General features: G+C 64.5%; 16 protein-coding genes. 10 read left to right on the top strand and 6 right to left on the bottom strand.

Annotation, left to right across the window (positions count from 1 at the left end; genetic code table 11):
- Window positions 1–74: 74 nt before the first annotated feature.
- Window positions 75–1,286: a chromate efflux transporter gene (gene chrA, locus G1E_RS03870; RefSeq protein ID WP_009686577.1), complete on the bottom strand. Its 1,212-nt coding sequence runs from the start codon at window positions 1,284–1,286 to the stop codon at window positions 75–77.
- A 159-nt stretch (window positions 1,287–1,445) separates the two neighbouring features.
- Window positions 1,446–2,828, bottom strand: a complete 1,383-nt coding sequence (locus G1E_RS03875) for a PLP-dependent aminotransferase family protein (RefSeq protein WP_033691166.1) — start codon at window positions 2,826–2,828, stop codon at window positions 1,446–1,448.
- A 122-nt stretch (window positions 2,829–2,950) separates the two neighbouring features.
- Here G1E_RS03875 and G1E_RS03880 point away from each other — a divergent pair, with 122 nt between their 5' ends.
- Window positions 2,951–3,820, top strand: a complete 870-nt coding sequence (locus G1E_RS03880) for a DMT family transporter (RefSeq protein ID WP_033691171.1) — start codon at window positions 2,951–2,953, stop codon at window positions 3,818–3,820.
- A gap of 10 nt (window positions 3,821–3,830) precedes the next feature.
- Here the strand turns inward: G1E_RS03880 and G1E_RS03885 are convergent, their stop codons facing one another.
- Both G1E_RS03885 and dapA read right to left on the bottom strand, forming a co-directional pair.
- Window positions 3,831–4,724 carry a LysR substrate-binding domain-containing protein gene (locus G1E_RS03885; RefSeq protein WP_047149667.1) on the bottom strand — a complete coding sequence of 298 codons (894 nt, stop codon included), beginning with the start codon at window positions 4,722–4,724 and terminating at the stop codon, window positions 3,831–3,833.
- Between the two features lie 130 nt (window positions 4,725–4,854).
- The gene (dapA, locus tag G1E_RS03890) at window positions 4,855–5,721 is read right to left on the bottom strand and encodes a 4-hydroxy-tetrahydrodipicolinate synthase (protein ID WP_009686573.1); all 867 of its coding nucleotides are present in this window, start codon (window positions 5,719–5,721) and stop codon (window positions 4,855–4,857) included.
- A gap of 392 nt (window positions 5,722–6,113) precedes the next feature.
- Between dapA and G1E_RS03895 the strand changes: the two genes are divergently transcribed.
- Window positions 6,114–7,964, top strand: coding sequence for an ABC transporter ATP-binding protein (locus tag G1E_RS03895; RefSeq protein ID WP_009686571.1), 1,851 nt, complete (start codon window positions 6,114–6,116; stop codon window positions 7,962–7,964).
- Window positions 7,965–7,988: 24 nt separating this feature from the next.
- On the opposite strand, the gene G1E_RS03900 is transcribed toward G1E_RS03895, so the two are convergent.
- The gene (locus G1E_RS03900) at window positions 7,989–8,759 is read right to left on the bottom strand and encodes an IclR family transcriptional regulator C-terminal domain-containing protein (protein WP_009686570.1); all 771 of its coding nucleotides are present in this window, start codon (window positions 8,757–8,759) and stop codon (window positions 7,989–7,991) included.
- A 153-nt stretch (window positions 8,760–8,912) separates the two neighbouring features.
- On the opposite strand from G1E_RS03900, the gene G1E_RS03905 reads away from it, so the two are divergent.
- From G1E_RS03905 to G1E_RS03920, 4 genes are read left to right on the top strand one after another with little or no spacing between them, the layout of a single operon-like run.
- Window positions 8,913–9,722 carry a shikimate dehydrogenase gene (locus G1E_RS03905; protein WP_009686569.1) on the top strand — a complete coding sequence of 270 codons (810 nt, stop codon included), beginning with the start codon at window positions 8,913–8,915 and terminating at the stop codon, window positions 9,720–9,722.
- 4 nt (window positions 9,723–9,726) lie between these two features.
- Window positions 9,727–11,460, top strand: coding sequence for an FAD-dependent oxidoreductase (locus G1E_RS03910; protein ID WP_009686568.1), 1,734 nt, complete (start codon window positions 9,727–9,729; stop codon window positions 11,458–11,460).
- Complete coding sequence (locus tag G1E_RS03915) at window positions 11,445–11,765, top strand: NIPSNAP family protein (protein WP_009686567.1); 321 nt, start codon at window positions 11,445–11,447, stop codon at window positions 11,763–11,765. Before G1E_RS03910 ends, G1E_RS03915 begins: the two co-directional genes overlap by 16 nt.
- A 41-nt stretch (window positions 11,766–11,806) precedes the next feature.
- Window positions 11,807–13,534, top strand: coding sequence for an FAD-dependent oxidoreductase (locus G1E_RS03920; protein WP_047149644.1), 1,728 nt, complete (start codon window positions 11,807–11,809; stop codon window positions 13,532–13,534).
- Between the two features lie 8 nt (window positions 13,535–13,542).
- On the opposite strand, the gene G1E_RS03925 is transcribed toward G1E_RS03920, so the two are convergent.
- A complete protein-coding gene (locus G1E_RS03925; protein ID WP_009686564.1) occupies window positions 13,543–15,729 on the bottom strand; it encodes an OsmC domain/YcaO domain-containing protein in 2,187 nt (728 codons plus the stop codon).
- Between the two features lie 244 nt (window positions 15,730–15,973).
- Here G1E_RS03925 and G1E_RS03930 point away from each other — a divergent pair, with 244 nt between their 5' ends.
- The 4 genes from G1E_RS03930 to G1E_RS03945 are packed head-to-tail and all read left to right on the top strand — an operon-like array spanning window position 15,974 to window position 21,109.
- Window positions 15,974–16,429 carry a (2Fe-2S)-binding protein gene (locus G1E_RS03930; protein ID WP_009686563.1) on the top strand — a complete coding sequence of 152 codons (456 nt, stop codon included), beginning with the start codon at window positions 15,974–15,976 and terminating at the stop codon, window positions 16,427–16,429.
- The gene (locus G1E_RS03935; RefSeq protein WP_009686562.1) at window positions 16,429–18,678 is read left to right on the top strand and encodes a molybdopterin cofactor-binding domain-containing protein; all 2,250 of its coding nucleotides are present in this window, start codon (window positions 16,429–16,431) and stop codon (window positions 18,676–18,678) included. Before G1E_RS03930 ends, G1E_RS03935 begins: the two co-directional genes overlap by 1 nt.
- 17 nt (window positions 18,679–18,695) lie before the next feature.
- Window positions 18,696–20,039, top strand: a complete 1,344-nt coding sequence (locus G1E_RS03940) for a cytochrome c (RefSeq protein ID WP_009686561.1) — start codon at window positions 18,696–18,698, stop codon at window positions 20,037–20,039.
- A 50-nt stretch (window positions 20,040–20,089) separates the two neighbouring features.
- Window positions 20,090–21,109: an XdhC family protein gene (locus tag G1E_RS03945; RefSeq protein ID WP_047149645.1), complete on the top strand. Its 1,020-nt coding sequence runs from the start codon at window positions 20,090–20,092 to the stop codon at window positions 21,107–21,109.
- Window positions 21,110–21,122 lie beyond the last annotated feature (13 nt).

The following is a 21,122-nucleotide window of genomic DNA, read 5'->3' on the forward strand; positions in this document are numbered from 1 at the left end:
ATTTATGTTTTCAGGGCAGCGGGGCAGTGACGCAACGCTCCGGGCAATCCCCCCGCGATTGCAGACATCAGCAATCAGCCTGTCAGGGCGATATCCAACAGCCAGCCCAAGCCACCGCTGCCGAGTACAACCAGCCACGGCGGCAATTTCCAGAACATCAAGGCAACCAGCGCCACAAGGGCCAGGCCAACGTCATGTGGGGCGCGAATCGCGCTCATCCATACGGGCTGATACAAGGCGGCAAGCAATAGCCCTACCACTGCCGCATTGATGCCCAGCAGTGCCGCTTGGGTGCCGCTGTTGCGCAACAGCCGCTGCCAGAACGGCAAGACACCCACAACGAGCAGGAACGCAGGCGCGAAAATCGCCACCAGGCAGATCAGGCCGCCCACCCAGCCGCTGGGCGCCTGGTTCATCGAGGCGCCAAGGTAGGCTGCGAAGGTGAAAAGCGGCCCTGGGACGGCTTGAGCCACGCCATAGCCAGCCAGGAATGCGTCTTTGTCGACCCACCCAGATGGCACGACTTGCGCCTCCAATAGCGGTAGCACCACATGCCCGCCACCGAAGACCAGCGAGCCGGAACGGTAGAAAGCGTCCAGCATCGACAGCATCTGACCGGGGAACAACGTTGCCAGGAGCGGCAGGCCCAGCAGCAAGGTCAAGAACAAGGCGAGCCAGCATAAGCCTGCGCGACGGCGAATGCTGATGGGCAGTGAATCATGGCATGCCCCTGGCTGGGGCTTGAACAGCAATAGACCGATGAGTGCGGCAACGCCAATGACGCCCACTTGCCCTAAAGCGGACGGCAGCAGCAGCACGAAACAAGTGGCTGCCGCCATGATGGCCATACGCGGTGCATCGGTGCACGCATTACGCGCCATACCCCATACCGCCTGTGCGACTACCGCCACCGCCACCACCTTCAAACCATGCAACACGCCGGTGGGCACCGCATCGCCATAGCTGGCCAGGCCCTGAGCGAAGAGGATCAAGGCAATCGCCGACGGTAGGGTGAAGCCCATCCAGGCAACCAGTGCACCGCCATAGCCCAAGCGGCTCAGCCCAAGCGCGATGCCGACCTGACTGCTTGCAGGCCCGGGCAGAAACTGGCAAAGGGCGACCAAATCCGCATAACTGCGCTCGCTTAGCCATTGTCGACGCACAACGAATTCATCCCGGAAATAAGCCAAGTGTGCGACGGGGCCGCCAAACGAAGTCAGGCCCAATCGCAAAAAAATCAGGAAAACAGCCCAGTGGCTACGGTCGGCCTGGAGGGTATCGCTCATATTCGTTTGATCCATGACTGGCGATTGCGCCAAACGATAATCCAAAAACCGAACGCCACAGCATGAACCTGGCATTGCCACCTGCTGAAGCAGATGCCACTGAACCTTACGGGTCACCGCCCGGCCGGGCAACGGGGATGGCGCCGGGCCCTAGACCTCTCAACCGCGCAACGCCCGCGCCAACACTTCCCAGATTCTGTCATCTGCACATTGGGCCACGTTGAAACGCAGGAAATCACCGGCAGTACCGGCTTGGCTGAATGCATTGCCAGGGGCCAGCACCACGCCTTCGCTCAAGCAGGCCTTGGCCAGCGTGGCGGCATCTTTACCGTGGGGTAACTGGCACCACACGTACATGCCTGCCTGGGGCGTTATCCAAGGCTCGATGCCCAGGGCGCGCAGCCTGGCGACCGTTGTGGTCATTGCCTGGGCCAGGCGCTGGCGAACACCCTCCATGTGTTTGCGGTAGCCACTGTGGGTAATGGCCTGGTAAATGATGTCTGCACCAAGGCGGCCACCGCCGAAGGTGGTGGCAATCTTAAGATCGACCAGGCTCTCGATCCATTCACCACGCGCAGCAATGTAGCCGCAGCGAATGGAGGCGGAGATGGTCTTGGAAAAGCTGCCGATCTGGATGACCCGCGAAAGCCCGTCGAAGGCCGCCAGGCGAGGCGCCGGTGTGGCCTCGAAATCCGCGAAAATCTCGTCCTCCACGATCACCAGGCTGGAGCTGTCGGCCAACTTCAGCAGCCGGTGTGCCGTGACCGGCGACAGGCTGGCGCCGGTCGGGTTGTGAATGCCGGCATTGGTGATGTACAACCGTGGCGCATGCTCACGCAAGGCAGCACCGAACGCCTCGATGTCCGGGCCTGCCGGCGTGTAGGGCACACTGACGATGTTCACCCTGTGCGCCTTGAGCAGGGCGTGGAAATTGAAATAGCACGGGTCGTCGACCAGCACCGTGTCACCCGGCTGCAGCAGAAAGCGGCAAATCAGGTCAATGGCATGGGTGCCGGACTCGGTGAGCATGATGTGGTCTGCCGGGGCTTCGATCCCGGTCCCCGCCAAACGCCGCGACAAGAACTGCCTGAGCGGCGGATGCCCAAGCGGTGAGGCGTAGTCGGTCAGCTTCACGGTGTCGGAACGCGCCAGGGTGCGCAACGCTTTGCGCATGCCCGCCTCGTACATCCAGGCGGCAGGCAGCCAGCCACACCCCGGTTTCATCGCGTCGCTGGCAGTTTCCAAGGACTGGCGCGAGATCCACAACGGGTCCACTTCCCGGTCGAGCCTGGGCGCCAGTTCGGTCAGCACCAATGGCGCGACCGGCCCGGCGACGTAAAAGCCGGAGCCCGGGCGGGAATTGAGCAGCCCCTCGGCCATCAACCGTTCATAGGCTTCCAGCACGGTAGACACCGACACCTGCAGGGCCCGCGCCATGGCCCGCACCGAGGGGATTCTGGCACCAGGGGTATAGGTTCGCGAGGCTATCCGCGATTTTATTTCGCCCATCACCGCATCAATCCGCGTTCCGTTCCGGCTCATCCCACCCTCGACTGTACTGGTTTCATAGGCATAACAGTTCGGTTCAACTGTACTGGATTGTACATGGCCTTCCTCGTGCCGTCGGTGCTGTACTGGGGCCTGAATGAACGAAGGGTATGGCCATGGAAAAAGCAACAAGCGGGTGGATCAACGGGTTTATCGGCGTCGCCATCTTTGCCGGCTCTTTACCGGCAACACGGGTGGCTGTGGCGGCTTTCGACCCCACCTTCCTGACCTGTGCCAGGGCGTCCATCGCCGGCCTGCTGGGTGCGCTTGTACTGATCTTGCTGAGGCAGCCTCGCCCGCAACGCGCTGACTTGCTGCCGTTGGCCGTGACCGCACTGGGCGTGGTGATCGGGTTTCCGCTACTGACGGCATTGGCCCTGCAGCACATCAGTTCTGCCCATTCCATCGTATTCGTGGGGCTTTTACCCCTGTGCACCGCCGGGTTTGCCGTACTGCGTGGCGGGGAGCGGCCGCGGCCGTTGTTCTGGCTGTTCTCGTTTGCAGGTGCCGGGCTGGTCGCAGGCTACGCATTGCTCAATGGCGCCGAAGCGTCGGCAAGCGGTGACCTGCTGATGTTGGCGGCGGTGCTGGTTTGCGGGTTGGGTTATGCCGAGGGCGCGCGCCTCTCCAGAAGGCTGGGGGGCTGGCAGGTGATCAGTTGGGCCTTGATCGTGGCGCTGCCGCTGATGCTGCTGCTGACCATCGCCAACCTGCCAACCGCGGATGTGTTGGCCAGGGCAGGCGCCCCTGCATGGTTCAGCTTTGGCTACGTGTCCCTGTTCAGCATGCTGATCGGCTTCGTGTTCTGGTACCGGGGGCTGGTGCAGGGTGGCATTGCGGCCGTGGGCCAACTGCAACTGCTGCAACCCTTCATGGGGCTTGGCCTGGCAGCCTTGTTGCTGCACGAACACGTCAGCTGGATGATGCTGGTGGTCACGCTGGGGGCGGTGATGTGTGTGGCCGGGGCAAGGAAGTACGCCCACTAGCCGAACCGGCTCAGCGAGGGCCGGCCTGGTCCTTGAGCCATTGCAGCACGGTACCAAGCGCCTTGGGTTGCTGCAGCTTGCGTGGCCATACCAGGTAGAACGACTTGTCGAGCCGCAATTCATGGTCGAACACCTGGCTCAGCCTGCCAGCGGCGATGTCCTCGTTGACAAAGGCCAGGCTGGCCAAGGCAATGCCCTGCCCGCTGAGGGCGGCGTCGATAGCCAGCGAGGTCTGGTTGAAGCGCAGATTCCGGGCGCTGGGTTGACCGTGCTGGGGGAACAATTCGGCCAGGAACCTGGGCCAGAAATCGTGGGCGTCGTGCAGCATGACGAACGCTTGCAATTGCGCGAAGCTAGTGGGCGCGTGGGCACCCTTGAACAGGGCCGGGCTGGCTACAGCGACAATACGCTGCTCCATCAACCGTTCACTGTTCAGCCCCGCGCCGACGTCCGGGTTGCCATAGCGCACGGCAACATCCACGCTGTCAGTGCCGAAGTGCGACAACCGATCGGTCGCCAACACCCGCAAATCGATGTCTGGGTGGCGCTCGGCAAACGCGCCGAGCCGGGGTATCAGCCATTTCGAGGCAAAGGTCGGGGTCACGCTGACCGTCAAGTGGGCAGCCTGTGGCCGGAGCAGGCGCGTGGCCTCATCGATCATGGCCAGGGCGTTGCGGATGCTGGCGCTGTAGCCCAGGCCCGCATCGGTCAGCGCCAGGCCGCGGGGCAGGCGCTCGAACAGGCGCAGGCCAAGGCTCGCTTCCAGCCCGCGTACCTGTTGCGCAACAGCGGCCTGGGTCACGCCCAGCTCCTCGGCCGCCAGCCGAAAGTTCAGGTGGCGGGCGACCACTTCAAAAACACGTAGCGCGTTAAGCGAGGGCAACGCTGGGAAACCGTCTGGCATGGCTGTGGCAAGGCTACCGGGTCGAGGGGGCGTGATGCCTTCTGGCACTGCCTCCAGGTCGAAAACCTGGACGCTGTGAAGGCGCATGGGGCCGATGCTACTCCCCGTGCCCCCGTGAAGATACCCTGGCTCAGGCGCCGAGTGCGGCCAGCACCTCTTGCAGCTTGCCCCGGGTCGCCGCCGTGCACGCCTGCATAGGGGCGCGCACCTCATCGCCAATCAGGTTCTGCAACATCAATGCCGCCTTGACCACAGCCGGGTTGGGCTCGGCAAAGGCCATTTTCAGCCATGGCAGCAGTTGGTAGAAAGTGCCGCGCGCGGCCGCCCAGTCACCTGCGTCCACCTGGCGCAGCATGCGCACGTAAAGATCCGCACGCACATGCGCCGAAGCCGAAATGGCCCCCGCGCCCCCCAGGCACAGGTTGTTGAAGATCTGCAGGTCTTCACCGGCCAGCACCTGGGCGTTACCGTCCTGGATCAGCGCCAGGGTGGTTTCCAGGTCGCCACTGCAGTCCTTGACCGCAGCAATGCGCGGGTGGCGCACGATACGCCGCAGGGTTTCCTGCTCGATGCGTACGCCGGTACGGTAAGGTATGTCGTAGACGATCACCGGCACGCGGGCTGCATCGGCGACGGTGTGGAAGAAGGCTTCGATACCCGCTTGCGAAGGGCGGATATAGCACGGTGCGGGAACCAGCAGCCCGCCCAGCGGCCGCTGCTGGACCTGCGCCTGGAAGGCCAGCAGTTCATCCAGGTTGTAACCCGACAACCCCATCACCACCCTGCCCGGCTCCACCCAGCCCAGCACGGCATCCAGCACCGCCAGTTGCTCGGCCTTGGACAGCGCCGCAGCCTCACCCGTAGTACCGCACACCACAAAACCGGCCACGCCCTCTTCGAGCAAATGCTTCACCAGCTTTTCCAGCCCGGCGAAGTCGATTTCATTCGCGCGCATGGGCGTGACGAGGGCGATCCAGATACCACGGAAATTCGACATGCAAAAACTCCTGATGTTGACCGAAAGTCAGCGTCAGCAGGGCGAAGAGTGGAGGGAGTCGGGGCGGGGTTGCCTGGCGCCTTCTGTCTCGTCAGCCCACCTGACGAGACAGCGCGCCTCGGTCAGATGAGCGGCTGTTTCTTGGATTTCTTGGCAACGGCAACGCACGCACCAGCCTGGGCATTGAAGCCCGAAGCGAAGATGGCGTGGTTGGTCATGGACATGCCGGCAAGCCCGTTGCGTGGAGATGGCTGGATAATGGTAGGGTAAGCAGACACCTGTCAAGCCCGCCGGCTTGATCGAATGTGCGCCGCAGGTGTCTATTGGCAGGCGGATTGCGCCCAGTGCTGTATGGTTAGCGGTTAGGCCAAAGCAGATGCCCGGAGACAAGCATGCTTCGTATTTTTGAGCGCAGGCTCGACCCCTTCCCGCCCGACGAGGTGCCGCCGCCGCCCATGGGGCTGTTGCGCTTCATGTGGGCCTGTACGCGCGGCGCCCGTGGTTACATCCTGATGCTGGCATTGCTCAGTGCCGGGGTATCGGTCTATGAGGCCTGGCTGTTCGCCTTCCTTGGTCAGGTAGTGGACCTGCTGGCCGCCTGGCAGGCGGGCAGCACCGTAAGCCCCGAGGAAAGCCGCGTGCTGTGGGGCATCGGTATCGTGCTGGTGGTCAGCGTCGGGCTGGTGGCCTTGCGCACCATGGTTCAGCACCAAGTGCTGGCAATCAATTTGCCGCTACGGTTGCGCTGGGACTTCCATCGGCTGATGCTGCGCCAGAGCTTGTCGTTCTTCTCCGACGAATTTTCTGGCCGGGTCACCACCAAGGTGATGCAGACAGCACTGGCAGTACGCGACGTGTTGTTCACCCTTATCGAGATCCTGCCCGGGATCGGCGTGTACTTCATCGCGATCATCGCCCTGGCCGGTGGTTTTGCCCTGAAACTGATGCTGCCCTTCATTGCCTGGGTGCTGTTGTTCGGCCTGGCCATGCTCTATTTCGTCCCCCGCCTGGGCAAGGTCGGGCAGGAACAGGCCAACGCCCGCTCGTCGATGACCGGGCGGGTTTCCGACGCCTACACCAACATCACCACGGTGAAACTGTTCTCACATTCAAACCGTGAAGCGCATTTCGCGCGTGCCGCCATGGAGGATTTCAAGCAGACCGGCTTTCGCCAGATGCGCCTGGTCAGCCTGTTCGAAATCGTCAACCAGGCGCTGGTCGTGGCCTTGATCATGGGCGCCGGCGGTTATGCACTGTGGCTGTGGCACCAGGGCCAGGTCGGCGCCGGTGCGGTAGCCGCGATCACTGCCATGGCCCTGCGGATCAACGGCATGTCGCACTGGATCATGTGGGAGATCACTTCGCTGTTCGAGAACATCGGTACCGTACAGGACGGCATGGGCACCCTGACCCGCGGCCCCAAGGTGCAGGATGCAGCGGATGCGACCACGCTGGTGAGCAAAGGTGGCGCGGTCAGTTTTGACCAGGTCAGTTTCAACTACAACGGCGAGCGCCAGGTGCTCAACGACTTGACCCTGCACATACGCCCCGGCGAGAAAGTCGGCCTGGTGGGGCGCTCGGGTGCCGGTAAGTCCACCTTGATCAACCTGTTGCTGCGCTTCTATGACGTGGACCAAGGTGAAATCCGCATCGACGGGCAGAACATTGCCAAGGTCACCCAGGACAGCCTGCGCAGTGCGATCGGCATGGTCACCCAGGACACCTCACTGCTGCACCGCTCGATTCGCGACAACATTGCCTATGGCCGCCCGGATGCGACCGACGCGCAGATCCGCGCCGCCGCCGCCAATGCCCAGGCCGATGGGTTCATCGACCAGCTCAGCGACCGCCAGGGCAACAGTGGTTACGACACGTTGGTGGGCGAGCGCGGCATCAAGCTGTCTGGGGGGCAGCGCCAGCGCATTGCCATTGCCCGGGTGATGTTGAAGAACGCGCCGATCCTGCTGCTGGACGAAGCCACCAGTGCGCTGGACTCGGAAGTGGAAGTGGCGATTCAGGAGAGCCTGGATGAAATGATGCAGGGCAAGACGGTCATCGCCATTGCCCACCGCTTGTCGACGATCGCGGCCATGGACCGGCTGATCGTGATGGATGAGGGCCGCATCATTGAGCAAGGCACCCATGCCGAACTGCTGGCCAAGCAAGGGACTTACGCCCGGCTGTGGCAGCACCAGAGTGGCGGCTTCCTGGGCGAAGACCAAGTCATGGCCGACGCCCTGTAGACCCGGCGGCCTGCGGTGCTGGGCTCAACCCAGCACCGGCCGCAACAATGCCTGGGCCTCGTACAATGCCGGTAGATAGCGCAAGCGGATTTCATCCATGCTCAAGCGTGAGGCATGGGTGGTAATGGTCAGCGTCGCCTGCAACTGGCCGGCGCGGTCCAGCAACGGCACACCCAGCACGCGCATGCCGATTTCATATTCCTGGTCGACAATGCAGAACCCTTGCGCCCTCACCCGCTGCAGCTCGGCCTGCAGCAGCACAGGGTCAGTCTGCGTATACGGCGTCAACGCCTGCAACGCGTTGCGCGCAAAGTATTCAGCCTGCGCGCCCTCCCCTAGCCAGGCCAGCCACACCCGCCCCCCGGCCGTGCAATACATCGGCACCCGCGAACCCGGCCGGATCGATAACGACGCCACATGGCTGTAGCGGCTGCGCACCAGGTGGATGATTTCGTCCCCATCGCGGGTGCCAACCGACACATGCTCCTGGGTCTGCCGCGCCACCTGCTCGATGATTGGCCGCAGCATGCGCGGCAATTGCGCCGAGTCCACATAGGCCTGCCCAAGGCGCAAGGCCTTGGGCGTAAGCCAGTACTCACGGCTGTCGGTCTGGGCGAAGCCCTCATGCACCAAGGTCAACAAAAAACGCCGCGCAGCGCTGGGGGTGAGGCCTGACAGGCGGGCGGCTTGCGGCACACTGAGGCGCGGCTGCTCGGCACTGAACACCTGCATCAGGGCCAGGCCCTTTTGCAGGCCGGCGATCAGGTCGCGGGGATGAATGACGGGGGTGGGCATGCCTTACCTCAGTGCTGGAAGCTAATCGGGCCGATCAATGCGATAACCGGAGCATGGCTGCGATTATCGCATCAACTCGCCGCCAAGCGCATTGTTGTCTGCGTTTGACTACCTCAACCTTGGCGCCACAACAACGCCAATAATGAGGTCAGCATGATTCGTGGTTCCACTGAACTGGTCGCCATCGTCGGTGCCCCCATCGCCCAGGTGAAGTCCCCGGAAAACTTCAACACCTGGTTCGCCAACCACCACCGCGATGTCGCCATGCTGCCCATCGACTTGCACGAGGCAGCGCTGGACAGCTTTGTCGGTGCCCTGCGCGGTTGGCAAAACCTGCGCGGTTGCGTGGTCACCGTGCCGTACAAGCAGGCCTTGGCCAAGCGCCTGGATTCCCTGAGCGAACGCGCTGCGGCCCTGGGCTCGGTCAATGTGGTGCGCCGCGAGCGTGACGGCCGTTTGCTGGGTGACAACGTTGACGGCGCCGGCTTTCTCGGGGCTGCGCGCAAGCACGGCTTCCTGCCTGCGGGCAAGCGTGCATTGGTGATTGGCTGTGGTGGTGTCGGCAGCGCCATCGCCTATGCCTTGGGCGAGGCCGGCATCGCCAGTATTACCCTCAGCGACCCCAGCAGCGAGCGCCTGGGCGCACTGTGCGAACTGCTTGGCACTGCCTTCCCCGGGCTCACGGTCCACACCGCGTTCAATGGGCTCGAAGGCTTCGACCTGCTGGCCAATGCCTCTCCGGTAGGCATGGGCAGCCGTGCCGAGTTGCCATTGTCCGCCGCCTTGCTGGCCACCTTGCTGCCCGAAACCCTGGTAGCCGACGTGGTCACTGCGCCCGAGATCACCCCGCTGCTCAACCGCGCCCGGCAGGTTGGCTGCAAGATCCAGACAGGGCCGGAAATGGCCTTTGCCCAACTCGGCCATTTGGGCGCCTTCATGGGCGTGACGCCGCTGGAGATCTGAAGCCATGGCGACTCATGAAGCAGCTTCACATAGCTACGACCTGGTTGTGCTGGGCAGTGGCGCCGGCGGCTTTGCCACCGCCGCTACGGCCGCCTACCGTGGGCTGAAAGTGCTGGTGGTGGAGAAGGCCGGGCACTTCGGTGGCACTTCGGCCATTTCTGGCGGCGCCGTGTGGCTGTACGGCACCGACCAGGCGCGCGCGGCGGGGGCCGAAGACTCCCCCGAGGCCATGCGCACCTACCTCAAACACGTAATTGGTAACGGCTACGACGCAGCCTTGGCCGACGCCTTCATCGAGCAAGGTCACCAGGCGCTGCGCTGGCTGGAGCAACACACCGACTTGCGCTATTCCGTGCGCCCGCACTCGCCGGATTACTACCCGCACGCCCCCGGCGCCACCGAGTTTGGCCGCGCGCTGGAAATGGTCGAATACGACGGCAGGCGACTCGGTGCACATTTCAAAGCGCTGCAGATGCCACCGCCGGGCATGCTGCTGTTCGGCGGCATGATGGTCAACCGCGTGGACATCCAGCACTTTCTCAGCATGCGCCGCTCGCCCCGGTCACTGTGGCACTGCCTGAAGCTGTTGGCCCGCTATGGGCGGGACAGGCTGCAGCACCCGCGCGGCACGCGGCTGACGACCGGCAACGCACTGGTCGCCCGGCTCGCCACCAGCGCCTTCGCCCATGGCACGCAACTGTGGTTGAACAGCGCCGCCGTGGAGCTGATCACCGAGTGCGGCAGGGTCACCGGCGTGGTGATACAGCGTGACGGGCGCCGCGAACGGGTAATGGCCCGTGGCGGCGTGGTGTGCGCCATGGGTGGGTTCGCCGCTGGCGCGCTGGCCGCCAGCTACCGCCCAGCGCAAGCGGGCGCGCACCTGAGCATGTCACCGCCGAGCAACGACGGTGCCGCACTGCGCCTTGGCCAGGCAGTGGCCGCCGCGGTTGGCGACGGCCTGGCGGCGAACTTCTTCTGGGCACCGGTTTCCGAACTGCGCCATGCCGACGGTCGCCGCGAACGTTTCCCGCACCTGGTGACCGACCGCGCCAAACCGGGCGTGATTGCGGTATACGCCAGCGGCCGGCGCTTCGTCAACGAATCCGACTCGTACCACCATTTCGTGCAGACCATGTTCGCCAAAGGCATCAGCAGTTGCTGGCTGGTCTGTGATGGCCAGGCGATGCACCGCTATGGCCTGGGCCTGGCGCGGCCCAGCCCCGTGAACAATCAGGCGCTGGTCGATGCCGGCTACCTGTACCGGGCGACCACAGCGCAAGCCCTGGCCCAGGCCATCGGCGTGGACCCGGAGGGGCTTGCCCGCACCCTCGAGCAGTTCAACCGTGATGCCGCCACGGGCACCGACCGTGCGTTCGGCAAAGGCGGCAACAGCTACAACCGCTACATGGGCGACCCGCAGCACCAACCCAACCCCTGCCTGGCGCCGCTCACCCGCGCGCCGTTCTACGCCATCCGCCTCCACACCGGCGACCTCGGTTCGGCCTGCGGCCTGGTCACCAACACCGATGCCAATGTACTGAACCGCAACGGTCAGCCCATCGCCGGGTTGTACGCGGTTGGCAACGACATGAACTCACTGATGAAAGGCACCTACCCCGGGCCCGGCATCACCCTGGGCCCTGCCCTGACGTTCGGCTGGCTCGCTGCCAACCACATCGCTGCGCGCCTGCAGGCGCCCACCACCCCCACGGAGACCCCAGCATGTACTACGAACTGAGAACCTACACCTTCGACCCCCTGAAAATGGCCGACTGGCTCGCGCTGTACCAGAGCCACGCGCTGGAGGTGCAAAGCGAACATTTGGGCAACCTGGTGGGCTTTTTCACCAGCGAGTTCGGCGACGTCAACCAGGTGGTGCATATCTGGGGCTATAGCAGCCTGGACGAGCGCATGGCGCGCCGGGCGGCCATGGCGGCGGACCCACGCTGGGCGGAATTCTCGCGGCGCAACCGGGAGCTGGGGGCAGTCGTGCGCCTGCACTCACGGTTGATGCGGCCGACCGGTTTTTCGCCCTTGCAGTAAACCCTGCACCCCCCTTCTCACCGCCCTTACGGAACCACGCTATGCAACCTCTGCAATGCGACGTATTGGTCATCGGCGCTGGTGCCGCGGGCCTGGCGGCCGCCGTGACTGCGGCACACCATGGCCAGCAGGTAATCATCGCCGAAAAGGCCACCCACCTGGGTGGCACCAGCGCCTGGTCGGGCGGCTGGCTGTGGATACCCCGCAACCCGCTGGCCGTTGCCGAGGGCATCGTCGAGACGGGCGACGCCCCGGAGCGCTACCTGCGCGCGCAAACCCATGTCAGTGAACTGGATGCGCGCCAACAGGCGTTTCTGCACCACGGCCCGGAAATGGTGGCGTTTTTCCAGCGGCACACTGCCGTGCAGTTTCAAAGCGGCAGCCGCATGCCCGACATGCACGCAGGTGACGGCAGTGCGCACGGCGGCCGCTCGCTGTGCGCACTGCCCTACGACGGGCGCCGGCTGGGGCCTTGGCTGCGCAAGCTGCGCCCGCCGCTGGACATCGTCAGCCTGACCGGCATGGGCATTGCCGGGGGCGCCGACATGGCCGCCTTCTTCAACGCCACCCGCTCGCCCAAGGCGGCCATGCATGTCGGCAGGCGGCTGCTGCGCCATGGCCGCGATCTGCTGCTGCACCGTCGCGGCCAGCAGCTGGTCAATGGCAACGCGCTGGTGGCACGCCTGCTGCGCAGTGCGCTCGATCTGGGCGTGACCGTGCTGACCGGCAAAGCGGCCACGCGCCTGCTGGGCTCAGGCCGGGTCGGCGGCGCACAGTTTGCCGACGGCCAGGTGATTCATGCGCGCCGTGGCGTGGTGCTGGCTTGCGGGGGCTTTCCGCATGATCGTCAGCGTATTGCGCAACTGGTGCCGCATGCGCCGCAGGGTCACCAGCATTATTCTGCCGCGCCCCGGGAAAACACTGGGGACAGCCTGCGCCTGGGCGAACAGGCCGGTGGCCAGGTACATAGCTGCGGTGCCCATGCCGGGGCTTGGGCACCCGTGTCGCAGGTGCCACGCCGCGATGGCAGTCATGGCCACTTTCCACACCTGGTCGACCGCGCCAAACCCGGTTTCATTGCGGTACGCAGCGATGGCCGGCGCTTCGCCAACGAGGCCGATTGCTACCACGACTTCATGAATGCATTGTTCGCCGCCACGCCGCAGGGCGAGCCGGCGCAGGCCTGGCTGATCTGCGACCATGCCGCGCAACGGCGCTATGGCATTGGCTGGGCCAAACCCTTTCCGTTCCCCACCCGCATCTACCAACGCTGTGGCTACTTGCACAAGGGCGACAGCCTGGCCCAACTGGCGCAGCGCTGTGGCATCGATGCGGCGCAGTTGCAGTGCACGGTGGCGGCGTTCAACCAGCATGCGGCCCAAGGCCTGGACCCCGTTTACGGCCGCGGCGCGTCAGCCTATAACCGCGCCCAAGGGGAACCCTTGCACGGGCCCAACCCCTCGCTACGGCCCCTGCTGAACGGGCCGTTCTACGCAGTCAAGCTGTTGCCCGGAAGCCTTGGCACGTTTGCCGGCCTGGCGACAGACGCGGCGGCCCGGGTGCTGAACGAGCAGGCGCAGCCTATTCCCGGGCTGTATGCGGTGGGCAATGATATGCACAGCGTGATGGGCGGGCACTACCCGAGCGGCGGTATTACCCTGGGGCCGGGCATGACCTTTGGCTATATCGCTGGCAAGGCGTTGAGCAGTTCCGGGGCGGGTTTGCCCGACCTGCTGCATCCCTTGCCAGCGCCATTCAACGCTGTGTAAAGCCGCTATCAGGCGAAGCGGGCCCGCGCCGCATGCAGCTTCTTGTAGCTCTCGATCAACCGCAGGTGCCGGTCGAGGCCTTCGAGCTTCATGCTGGTCGGGGTCAGGCCATGGAAGCGGACACTGCCGTCAACCGAGCCCAGAACCGCGTCCATGCGCGCATTGCCGAACATGCGGCGGAAGTTGGCTTCGTAGTCGCCCAGCTCCAGTTCGTCATCCAGTTGCACCTCCAGCACCACATTCAGCGCCTGGTAGAACAGACCACGTTCGACGGTGTTGTCGTTGAACTGCAAGAACGCCTCGACCAGTTCCTTGGCCTCCTCGAAACGTTGCACGGCCAGGCAGATCAGCAGCTTGAGTTCAAGAATGGTCAGCTGGCCCCAGGCGGTGTTTTCGTCGAACTCCACGCCGATCAGCGTGGTGATGGTGGTGTAGTCATCGACATCGCAGTTGTCCAGGCGCTTGAGCAGCAGTTTCAGCGAGCGGCTGTCGAGGCTGTGCAGGTTGAGGATGTCGGCACGGAACGCCAGGGCGCGGTTGGTGTTGTCCCAGATCAGGTCTTCGACCGGGTAGATCTCGGAATAACCCGGCACCAGGATACGGCAGGCTGTGGCGCCCAGGTTGTCGTACACCGCCATGTACACTTCCTTGCCCATGTCTTGCAGAATGCCGAACAGCGTGGCGGCCTCCTGCTGGTTGGAGTCTGCGCCGTGGCCAGAGAAGTCCCACTCTACGAACTCGAAGTCGGCCTTGGCGCTGAAGAAACGCCACGACACCACCCCGCTGGAATCGATGAAGTGTTCGACGAAGTTGTTCGGTTCGGTCAGCGCATGGCTTTCGAAGGTCGGTTGCGGCAGGTCGTTCAGGCCCTCGAAGCTGCGCCCCTGCAGCAGTTCGGTAAGGCTGCGTTCCAGCGCCACTTCCAGGCTTGGGTGGGCACCGAACGAAGCGAAAACGCCACCGGTGCGCGGGTTCATCAGGGTCACGCACATGACCGGGAACTCCCCCCCCAGCGAGGCATCCTTGACCAATACCGGGAAGCCCTGCGCTTCCAGGCCCTGGATACCCGCGAGGATGGCCGGGTACTTGGCCAGGACCTCGTGCGGCACATCCGGCAGGCACAATTCGCCTTCGAGGATTTCACGCTTCACCGCCCGCTCGAAGATTTCCGACAGGCACTGCACCTGCGCCTCGGCCAGGGTGTTGCCAGCGCTCATGCCGTTGCTGAGGAACAGGTTTTCGATCAGGTTGGACGGGAAGTACACCACTTGCTGGTCAGACTGGCGCACGAACGGCAGCGAGCAGATCCCGCGCGCGGTGTTGCCGGAGTTGGTGTCGTACAGGTGAGAGCCGCGCAGCTCGCCATCGGGGTTGTAGATTTCCAGGCAATGCGCATCGAGAATCTCGGCCGGCAGCGCGTCGCGCGGGCCGGGCTTGAACCACTGCTCGTCGGGGTAATGCACGAACGCGGCATTGGCCAGGTCTTCGCCCCAGAACTGGTCGTTGTAGAAGAAATTGCAGTTCAGCCGTTCGATGAACTCGCCCAGCGCCGAGGCCAGTGCGGCCTCCTTGGTAGCGCCCTTGCCGTTGGTGAAGCACATGGGCGACTGCGCGTCGCGAACATGCAGCGACCACACATTGGGGACGATATTGCGCCATGAGGCGATCTCGATCTTCATCCCCAGCCCGGCGAGAATGCCCGACATGTTGGCGATGGTCTGCTCCAGCGGCAGGTCCTTGCCGGGGATGCAGGTGCTGGTATCGGACACCGGCATCAGCAAGCCCTGCGCATCGGCGTCGAGGTTGTCGACTACCTCGATGACGAACTCCGGCCCGGTCTGCACCACTTTCTTCACCGTGCAGCGGTCGATGGAACGCAGGATACCCTGGCGGTCCTTTTCGGAAATGTCCTCGGGCAGTTCCACCTGGATCTTGAAGATCTGGTTGTAGCGGTTTTCCGGGTCGACAATGTTGTTCTGCGACAAGCGGATGTTTTCTGTCGGTATGTCGCGGGTCTGGCAGTAAAGCTTGACGAAGTAAGCCGCACACAAGGCCGAAGACGCCAGGAAGTAGTCGAACGGGCCCGGGGCCGAACCATCGCCTTTGTAGCGGATCGGCTGGTCGGCGATCACCGTGAAGTCGTCGAACTTCGCTTCGAGGCGCAGATTGTCGAGAAAGTTAACCTTGATTTCCATGCGGGATTACCGTGATTTAAGCGTGCAAGACGAAATTGGCCGGCATTATCCGGGTTTTTACCGCGCACGTCCTGCCTGGCTGCCCAGTTGCGCATTTCAACGGATTACTTGCCTGATTCTCTGAACCTGCCACCCGGTTCAAACCGGGGGCCGCTGGCCTGTGCTAGCGTTTCCCCACCGGGGAACAATGTATTCCCCACCCGACATGACCCCGCGACAACAACCGATGACTGGCAGGTGAACCATGGAACTACGCATCAACCAGAAGACCTACCAGGTCGAGGCGGACGCCGACACGCCCCTCTTGTGGGTGATCCGCGATGACCTGGGGCTGACCGGCACCAAGTATGGCTGCGGCCTGGCCCAGTGCGGCGCGTGTTCGGTACTGGTCGACGGCAACGTGGTCCGTGCCTGCGTCACCCCGGTGGCCGGCGTGGTCGGCCGCGAGGTCACCACCATCGAAGCGATCGAAGCCGACCCGGTCGGCCAACGGGTGGTCACGGCGTGGGTCGACCACCAGGTGGCTCAGTGCGGCTACTGCCAGTCCGGCCAGGTGATGGCGGCCACCGCGCTGCTCAAGCACACGCCCAAACCCAGCGCCGAGCAGATCGACGCAGCCATGGTCAACCTGTGTCGCTGCGGCACCTACAACGCCATCCATGCCGCCATGCACGACTTGGCCCAAGGGGAGCAGGCCTGATGAATACACCCGTCGATACCCCTGCCGAACTGCTCGCCCTGCAGCACGGCGAAACGGTCAACCTGTCACGCCGTCGCTTCCTCGCCGGCACTGCCGTGGGCGCACTGGTGCTGGGCTTCGGCCTGCCGGTGGGCGTGCCGCGGGTGCAAGCCGCCGCCGTGGCCACAGCAGAACGCGGCACCCAAGTGCCGGCGTTTCTGGAAATTCGCCCAGACGGTACGGTGCGCCTGCTCAGCCCGTTCATGGAAGGCGGCCAGGGCCCGTTCACCGCCATGGCCCAGATCGTCGGTGAAGAGCTGGACGTGGACCCCGCGCACTTCGTGGTCGAAAGCGCGCCACCCGGCGAAGCCTATGTGGTGATGGAAAACGGCATGCGGATTACCGGCGGCAGCATGTCGGTACGCATGAGCTACCCCACCATGCGCCGCCTGGGCGCCCTCGCCCGGGCCATGTTGCTGCAGGCTGGCGCCGAAAAACTGGGGGTGCCGGTGGCCGAACTGTCGAGCACCCCGGGTAACGTGGTACATACCATGAGCGGCCGCTCGGTGCCTTACGGCGAACTGGCCGGGCGGGCCATGGACCTGCCGGTACCCGATCCGGCCAGCGTCGAGCTGCGCGACCCTGGCCAGTTCCGCTGGATCGGTAAGCCGGTTCGGCGCCTGGATGCCTACGACAAATCCACCGGCAAAGCCCAATACTGCATCGACATCAAGGTGGACGGCATGCTCCACGCCGCCGTACAGCATGCGCCGCGCCTGGGCATGACCGTTGGCAGCCTGCGTAACGAAGGCCAGGTCAAGGCCATGAACGGCGTGCACTCGGTGCATCAGTTGCCAGGGGCGGTAGCGGTGGTCGCTGAACGCTGGTGGCACGCCAAGCGCGCCGTCGAAGCCCTTCAAGTCGATTGGCAAGAGCCAGCCGCCGACAGCACCCTGCGGGCGATGCCGGCTGATTTTTCCAGCGACGGCTGGCGCGAGCACCTGGCCACGGTCGATGGCCCGGCGCGCGATGAAGAAAACGAAGGCGATGTAGCGGGTGCCTTGGCCAATGCCAAGACCCGGGTCGAGGCCAGCTACCACAACCAGTACCTGAACCATGCCCAGCTGGAGCCACCGTCGGCCCTTGCCCGCTTCAATGCCGATGGCACGCTGGATGTCTGGCTGCCCAACCAGGCGCCGGACATGTTCCGCGACGACATCGCCCAACGCACCGGCCTGCAAACCAGCCAGATCAACCTGCACTCGCCACTGTTGGGCGGCTTCTTCGGCCGCCACTTCCTGTACGAATCGGCCAATCCCTACCCGCAGGCCATTGCCCTGGCCAAGGCGGTGGGCCGGCCAGTCAAACTGATCTGGAGCCGCGAAGAAGAGTTTCTGCGTGATGTACTGCGCCCGGTCGCCGTGGTGAAGTTCCGCGCTGGGCTCGATGCCGACGGCCTGCCGGTGGCCATCGAAGCGGTCAGCGCCACCGAAGGCCCGACCGAGGCCCTGGCGGGCAAGCAGGGCGACAAGGTCGACCCCACCGCGCTTGAGGGGCTGTCGGGCAAGGCCTATGCCATCGCCAACAAACGCATTGCCCAGGTCTATGTCAAAGGCCCGGCCATGCTCGGCTACTGGCGCTCGGTGGGCAACTCGCTGAACGACTTCTTCTATGAGTCGTTTCTAGACGAACTGGCCGACAAAGGTGGCAAGGACCCGTTCGAACTGCGCCTGCACCTGCTGCGCGACAACCCCCGGCTGACCACCCTGCTGAACGCGGTCGCCGACTTGTCCGGTGGCTGGAAGCGCGGGCCGTTCACCGCCGAAGATGGCAGCAAGCGGGCCCGTGGCGTGGCCATGGCCTCGCCCTTCGGCTCGCACGCTGCCGTCATCGCCGAAGTGTCGATGGAGAACGGCCAGGTCAAGGTGCACGATATCTGGCAGGCCATCGACCCCGGCAGTATCGTCAACCCGGCCATCATCGAGCACCAGGTCAATGGTGCGGTGGCCTTGGGCCTGTCGCAGACGCTGGTGGAAGAAGCGGTGTACGTGGATGGCAAGCCGCGCGCGCGCAATTACGACCTGTACCCGATCCTGCCGCCTTCGCGCATGGCACGGGTACATGTGCGCATTGTCGAAAGCGGGGCGAAAATGGGCGGCATTGGCGAACCGCCACTGCCCGCAGTCGCGCCGGCAGTGGCCAACGCGGTGGCGCAACTGACCGGCCAGCGCGTACGCAGCCTGCCAATGAGCCGCCATACCTTCAGCTGACGCACAAGGATTGCCCCATGACCCATCGTTTCGCAAGAACCGCTGGTTGGCTGGCGCTGCCGTGCCTGATCGCGGCGGGCCTGCTGGCCTGGTATGTCACCCGCGAGCCCACTTCGCCGTTCACAGACGCGCAGGCGGACACCGCCGCCGCAGCGCTGGTCAGCCGTGGCGAATACGTGGCCCGGCTTAGCGACTGCGTCGCCTGCCACAGCCTGCCAGAAGGCCAACCGTTCGCCGGCGGGCTACAAATGGCCACCCCGCTGGGGGCCATTCATGCCACCAATATCACCCCCGATCGCGACACTGGCATCGGCGCCTACAGCCTGGCGGACTTCGACCGCGCCGTGCGCCACGGCGTGGCGCCCGGTGGCCGGCGCCTGTACCCGGCCATGCCCTACCCCTCGTACGCCAAACTCAGCGATGACGACGTAAAGGCGCTGTATGCGTTCTTCATGCACGGCGTGCAGCCGGCCAAGCAAGCCAACCTGCCCAGCGATATCCCGTGGCCGCTGAACCTGCGCTGGCCCATTGCGCTGTGGAACGGCCTGTTCGCCCCGACGGCGCCGTACACCGCCCAGGCGGGGCAGGACGCGCAGTGGAACCGAGGTGCCTACATCGTCCAGGGCCCTGGCCACTGCGGCAGTTGCCACACGCCGCGTGGCCTGGCGTTCAACGAAAAGGCCCTGGACGACAGCGGCACAGCGTACCTGGCCGGGGCATTGCTCGATGGCTGGTATGCACCGAGCCTGCGTGCGGACCACAACACCGGGTTGGGGCGCTGGAGCGAAGCGGAAATCGCCCAGTTCCTCAAGACCGGCCGCAACCGCCATGCCGTGGTATTCGGTTCGATGACCGAGGCATTCAACAACTCCACCCAGTTCATGACTGACGACGACCTGGCCGCCATCGCCCATTACCTGAAGTCGCTGCCCGGTGACCCTCAGCGCGATGGCGCGCCCTGGCAGTACCAGGCGGTGTCGGCTACCGAGCGGCTGGACGCCCCCGGGGCGCACACCTACGTGACCCGCTGCGCGTCGTGCCATGGCCTGGACGGCAAGGGCCAGGCGCCATCGATGCCACCACTGGCCGGGGCTACATCGGCTTTGGCCAAAGAAGACGCGTCGGCGATCAATATCACCTTGAACGGTTCACAGCGGGTAGTGTCTGCTGGAGTGCCTGATGCTTACCGCATGCCGGCCTTTCGCGAGCAACTGGGGGACAAGGAGATCGCCGAAGTGCTGACGTTCGTGCGCTCGGCCTGGGGCAACCAGGGCGGCGCGGTGGACGCGCAGGCGGTAAGCAAGTTGCGCGGGCACACCGACCCGGCCAGCAGTAGCCCCATCATCTTGCATATGCGCTGAAGGGGGCATGCCTGAGCCAACCTTCTCGACAGTGTTGTAACGGAGTTTCCATGGAAAGCATCGACCTGCTGGTGCTGCGCACCACCCGCGACTGGCTTGCCGGCGGCCACCGCGCCCTGCTTGCCACGGTCGCCCGTACATGGGGCTCTTCACCGCGCCCGGTCGGCTCGATGATGGCGCTGCGCAGCGATGGCCGGGTGGTTGGCAGCGTATCCGGTGGCTGTATCGAGGACGACCTCATCCACCGCTACACCAGCGCCTATGGCGGCCCCGGCATGCCCAGCGGCCAGCCGCAGGTGGTGCGCTACGGCGTCAGCGCCGACGAAGCCCACCGTTTCGGCCTGCCCTGCGGCGGCACCCTTGAACTGGTGCTGGAGTTCGCGCCCGCGTTGTCGCACCTGGAACAACTGCTGGCCAGCCTGGACAGCGGCAACCTGATGTGTCGCGAACTCGACTTGCACACGGGTGCTGCCAGCCTGGTTGCCACCGCCACCCCACAACTGTTCAGGTTTGATGGCCAGCGCCTGTGCAGCACCCTTGGGCCTGGTTACCGCCTGCTGCTGATCGGTGCTGGCGCCCTGGCCGAGTACCTCGCAACCATGGCCCTGTTCAACGGTTTCAGTGTCTCGTTGTGCGACCCGCGCCCGGAATACACGGCAGGCTGGAGCATCCCCGGCGTTACCCTGCTGCCAGGCATGCCAGACGATGTGGTCCGTGCCTTCAAGGCGGATGTGCGCAGCGCCATCGTTGCCGTCAGCCATGACCCGAAGCTGGACGACCTGGCCTTGCTCGAAGCCTTGCACAGCCCGGCCTTCTACATTGGCGCCATCGGCTCGCGGCGCAACAGCCAACTGCGCCGTGAGCGGCTGATCGAGCATTTCGGCGAAAGCGAAGCGTCGCTACAGCGTTTGCATGGACCGATAGGCATCTATATCGGCAGCAAGACCCCGGCGGAAATCGCCGTCAGCGTGATGGCCGAGCTGCTGGCGGCAAAAAATGATGTGCATTTGCCTGGCGCGGTCAACGTCAGCAACGCCAAGGAAGCCGAGCAGCTGGCCCACGCGCTGTAGCAACGGCCTGCGC

The organism is Pseudomonas sp. TJI-51, assembly GCF_000190455.2.
Lineage (GTDB): Bacteria > Pseudomonadota > Gammaproteobacteria > Pseudomonadales > Pseudomonadaceae > Aquipseudomonas > Aquipseudomonas juntendi.

Excerpts from the sequence above, each read along its gene's own strand:
- chrA (WP_009686577.1), bottom strand. The coding sequence starts at position 1,286 with ATGAGCGATACCCTCCAGGCCGACCGTAGCCACTGGGCTGTTTTCCTG.
- G1E_RS03875 (WP_033691166.1), bottom strand. The coding sequence starts at position 2,828 with ATGAGCCGGAACGGAACGCGGATTGATGCGGTGATGGGCGAAATAAAA.
- G1E_RS03880 (WP_033691171.1), top strand. The coding sequence starts at position 2,951 with ATGGAAAAAGCAACAAGCGGGTGGATCAACGGGTTTATCGGCGTCGCC.
- G1E_RS03885 (WP_047149667.1), bottom strand. The coding sequence starts at position 4,724 with ATGCCAGACGGTTTCCCAGCGTTGCCCTCGCTTAACGCGCTACGTGTT.
- dapA (WP_009686573.1), bottom strand. The coding sequence starts at position 5,721 with ATGTCGAATTTCCGTGGTATCTGGATCGCCCTCGTCACGCCCATGCGC.
- G1E_RS03895 (WP_009686571.1), top strand. The coding sequence starts at position 6,114 with ATGCTTCGTATTTTTGAGCGCAGGCTCGACCCCTTCCCGCCCGACGAG.
- G1E_RS03900 (WP_009686570.1), bottom strand. The coding sequence starts at position 8,759 with ATGCCCACCCCCGTCATTCATCCCCGCGACCTGATCGCCGGCCTGCAA.
- G1E_RS03905 (WP_009686569.1), top strand. The coding sequence starts at position 8,913 with ATGATTCGTGGTTCCACTGAACTGGTCGCCATCGTCGGTGCCCCCATC.
- G1E_RS03910 (WP_009686568.1), top strand. The coding sequence starts at position 9,727 with ATGGCGACTCATGAAGCAGCTTCACATAGCTACGACCTGGTTGTGCTG.
- G1E_RS03915 (WP_009686567.1), top strand. The coding sequence starts at position 11,445 with ATGTACTACGAACTGAGAACCTACACCTTCGACCCCCTGAAAATGGCC.
- G1E_RS03920 (WP_047149644.1), top strand. The coding sequence starts at position 11,807 with ATGCAACCTCTGCAATGCGACGTATTGGTCATCGGCGCTGGTGCCGCG.
- G1E_RS03925 (WP_009686564.1), bottom strand. The coding sequence starts at position 15,729 with ATGGAAATCAAGGTTAACTTTCTCGACAATCTGCGCCTCGAAGCGAAG.
- G1E_RS03930 (WP_009686563.1), top strand. The coding sequence starts at position 15,974 with ATGGAACTACGCATCAACCAGAAGACCTACCAGGTCGAGGCGGACGCC.
- G1E_RS03935 (WP_009686562.1), top strand. The coding sequence starts at position 16,429 with ATGAATACACCCGTCGATACCCCTGCCGAACTGCTCGCCCTGCAGCAC.
- G1E_RS03940 (WP_009686561.1), top strand. The coding sequence starts at position 18,696 with ATGACCCATCGTTTCGCAAGAACCGCTGGTTGGCTGGCGCTGCCGTGC.
- G1E_RS03945 (WP_047149645.1), top strand. The coding sequence starts at position 20,090 with ATGGAAAGCATCGACCTGCTGGTGCTGCGCACCACCCGCGACTGGCTT.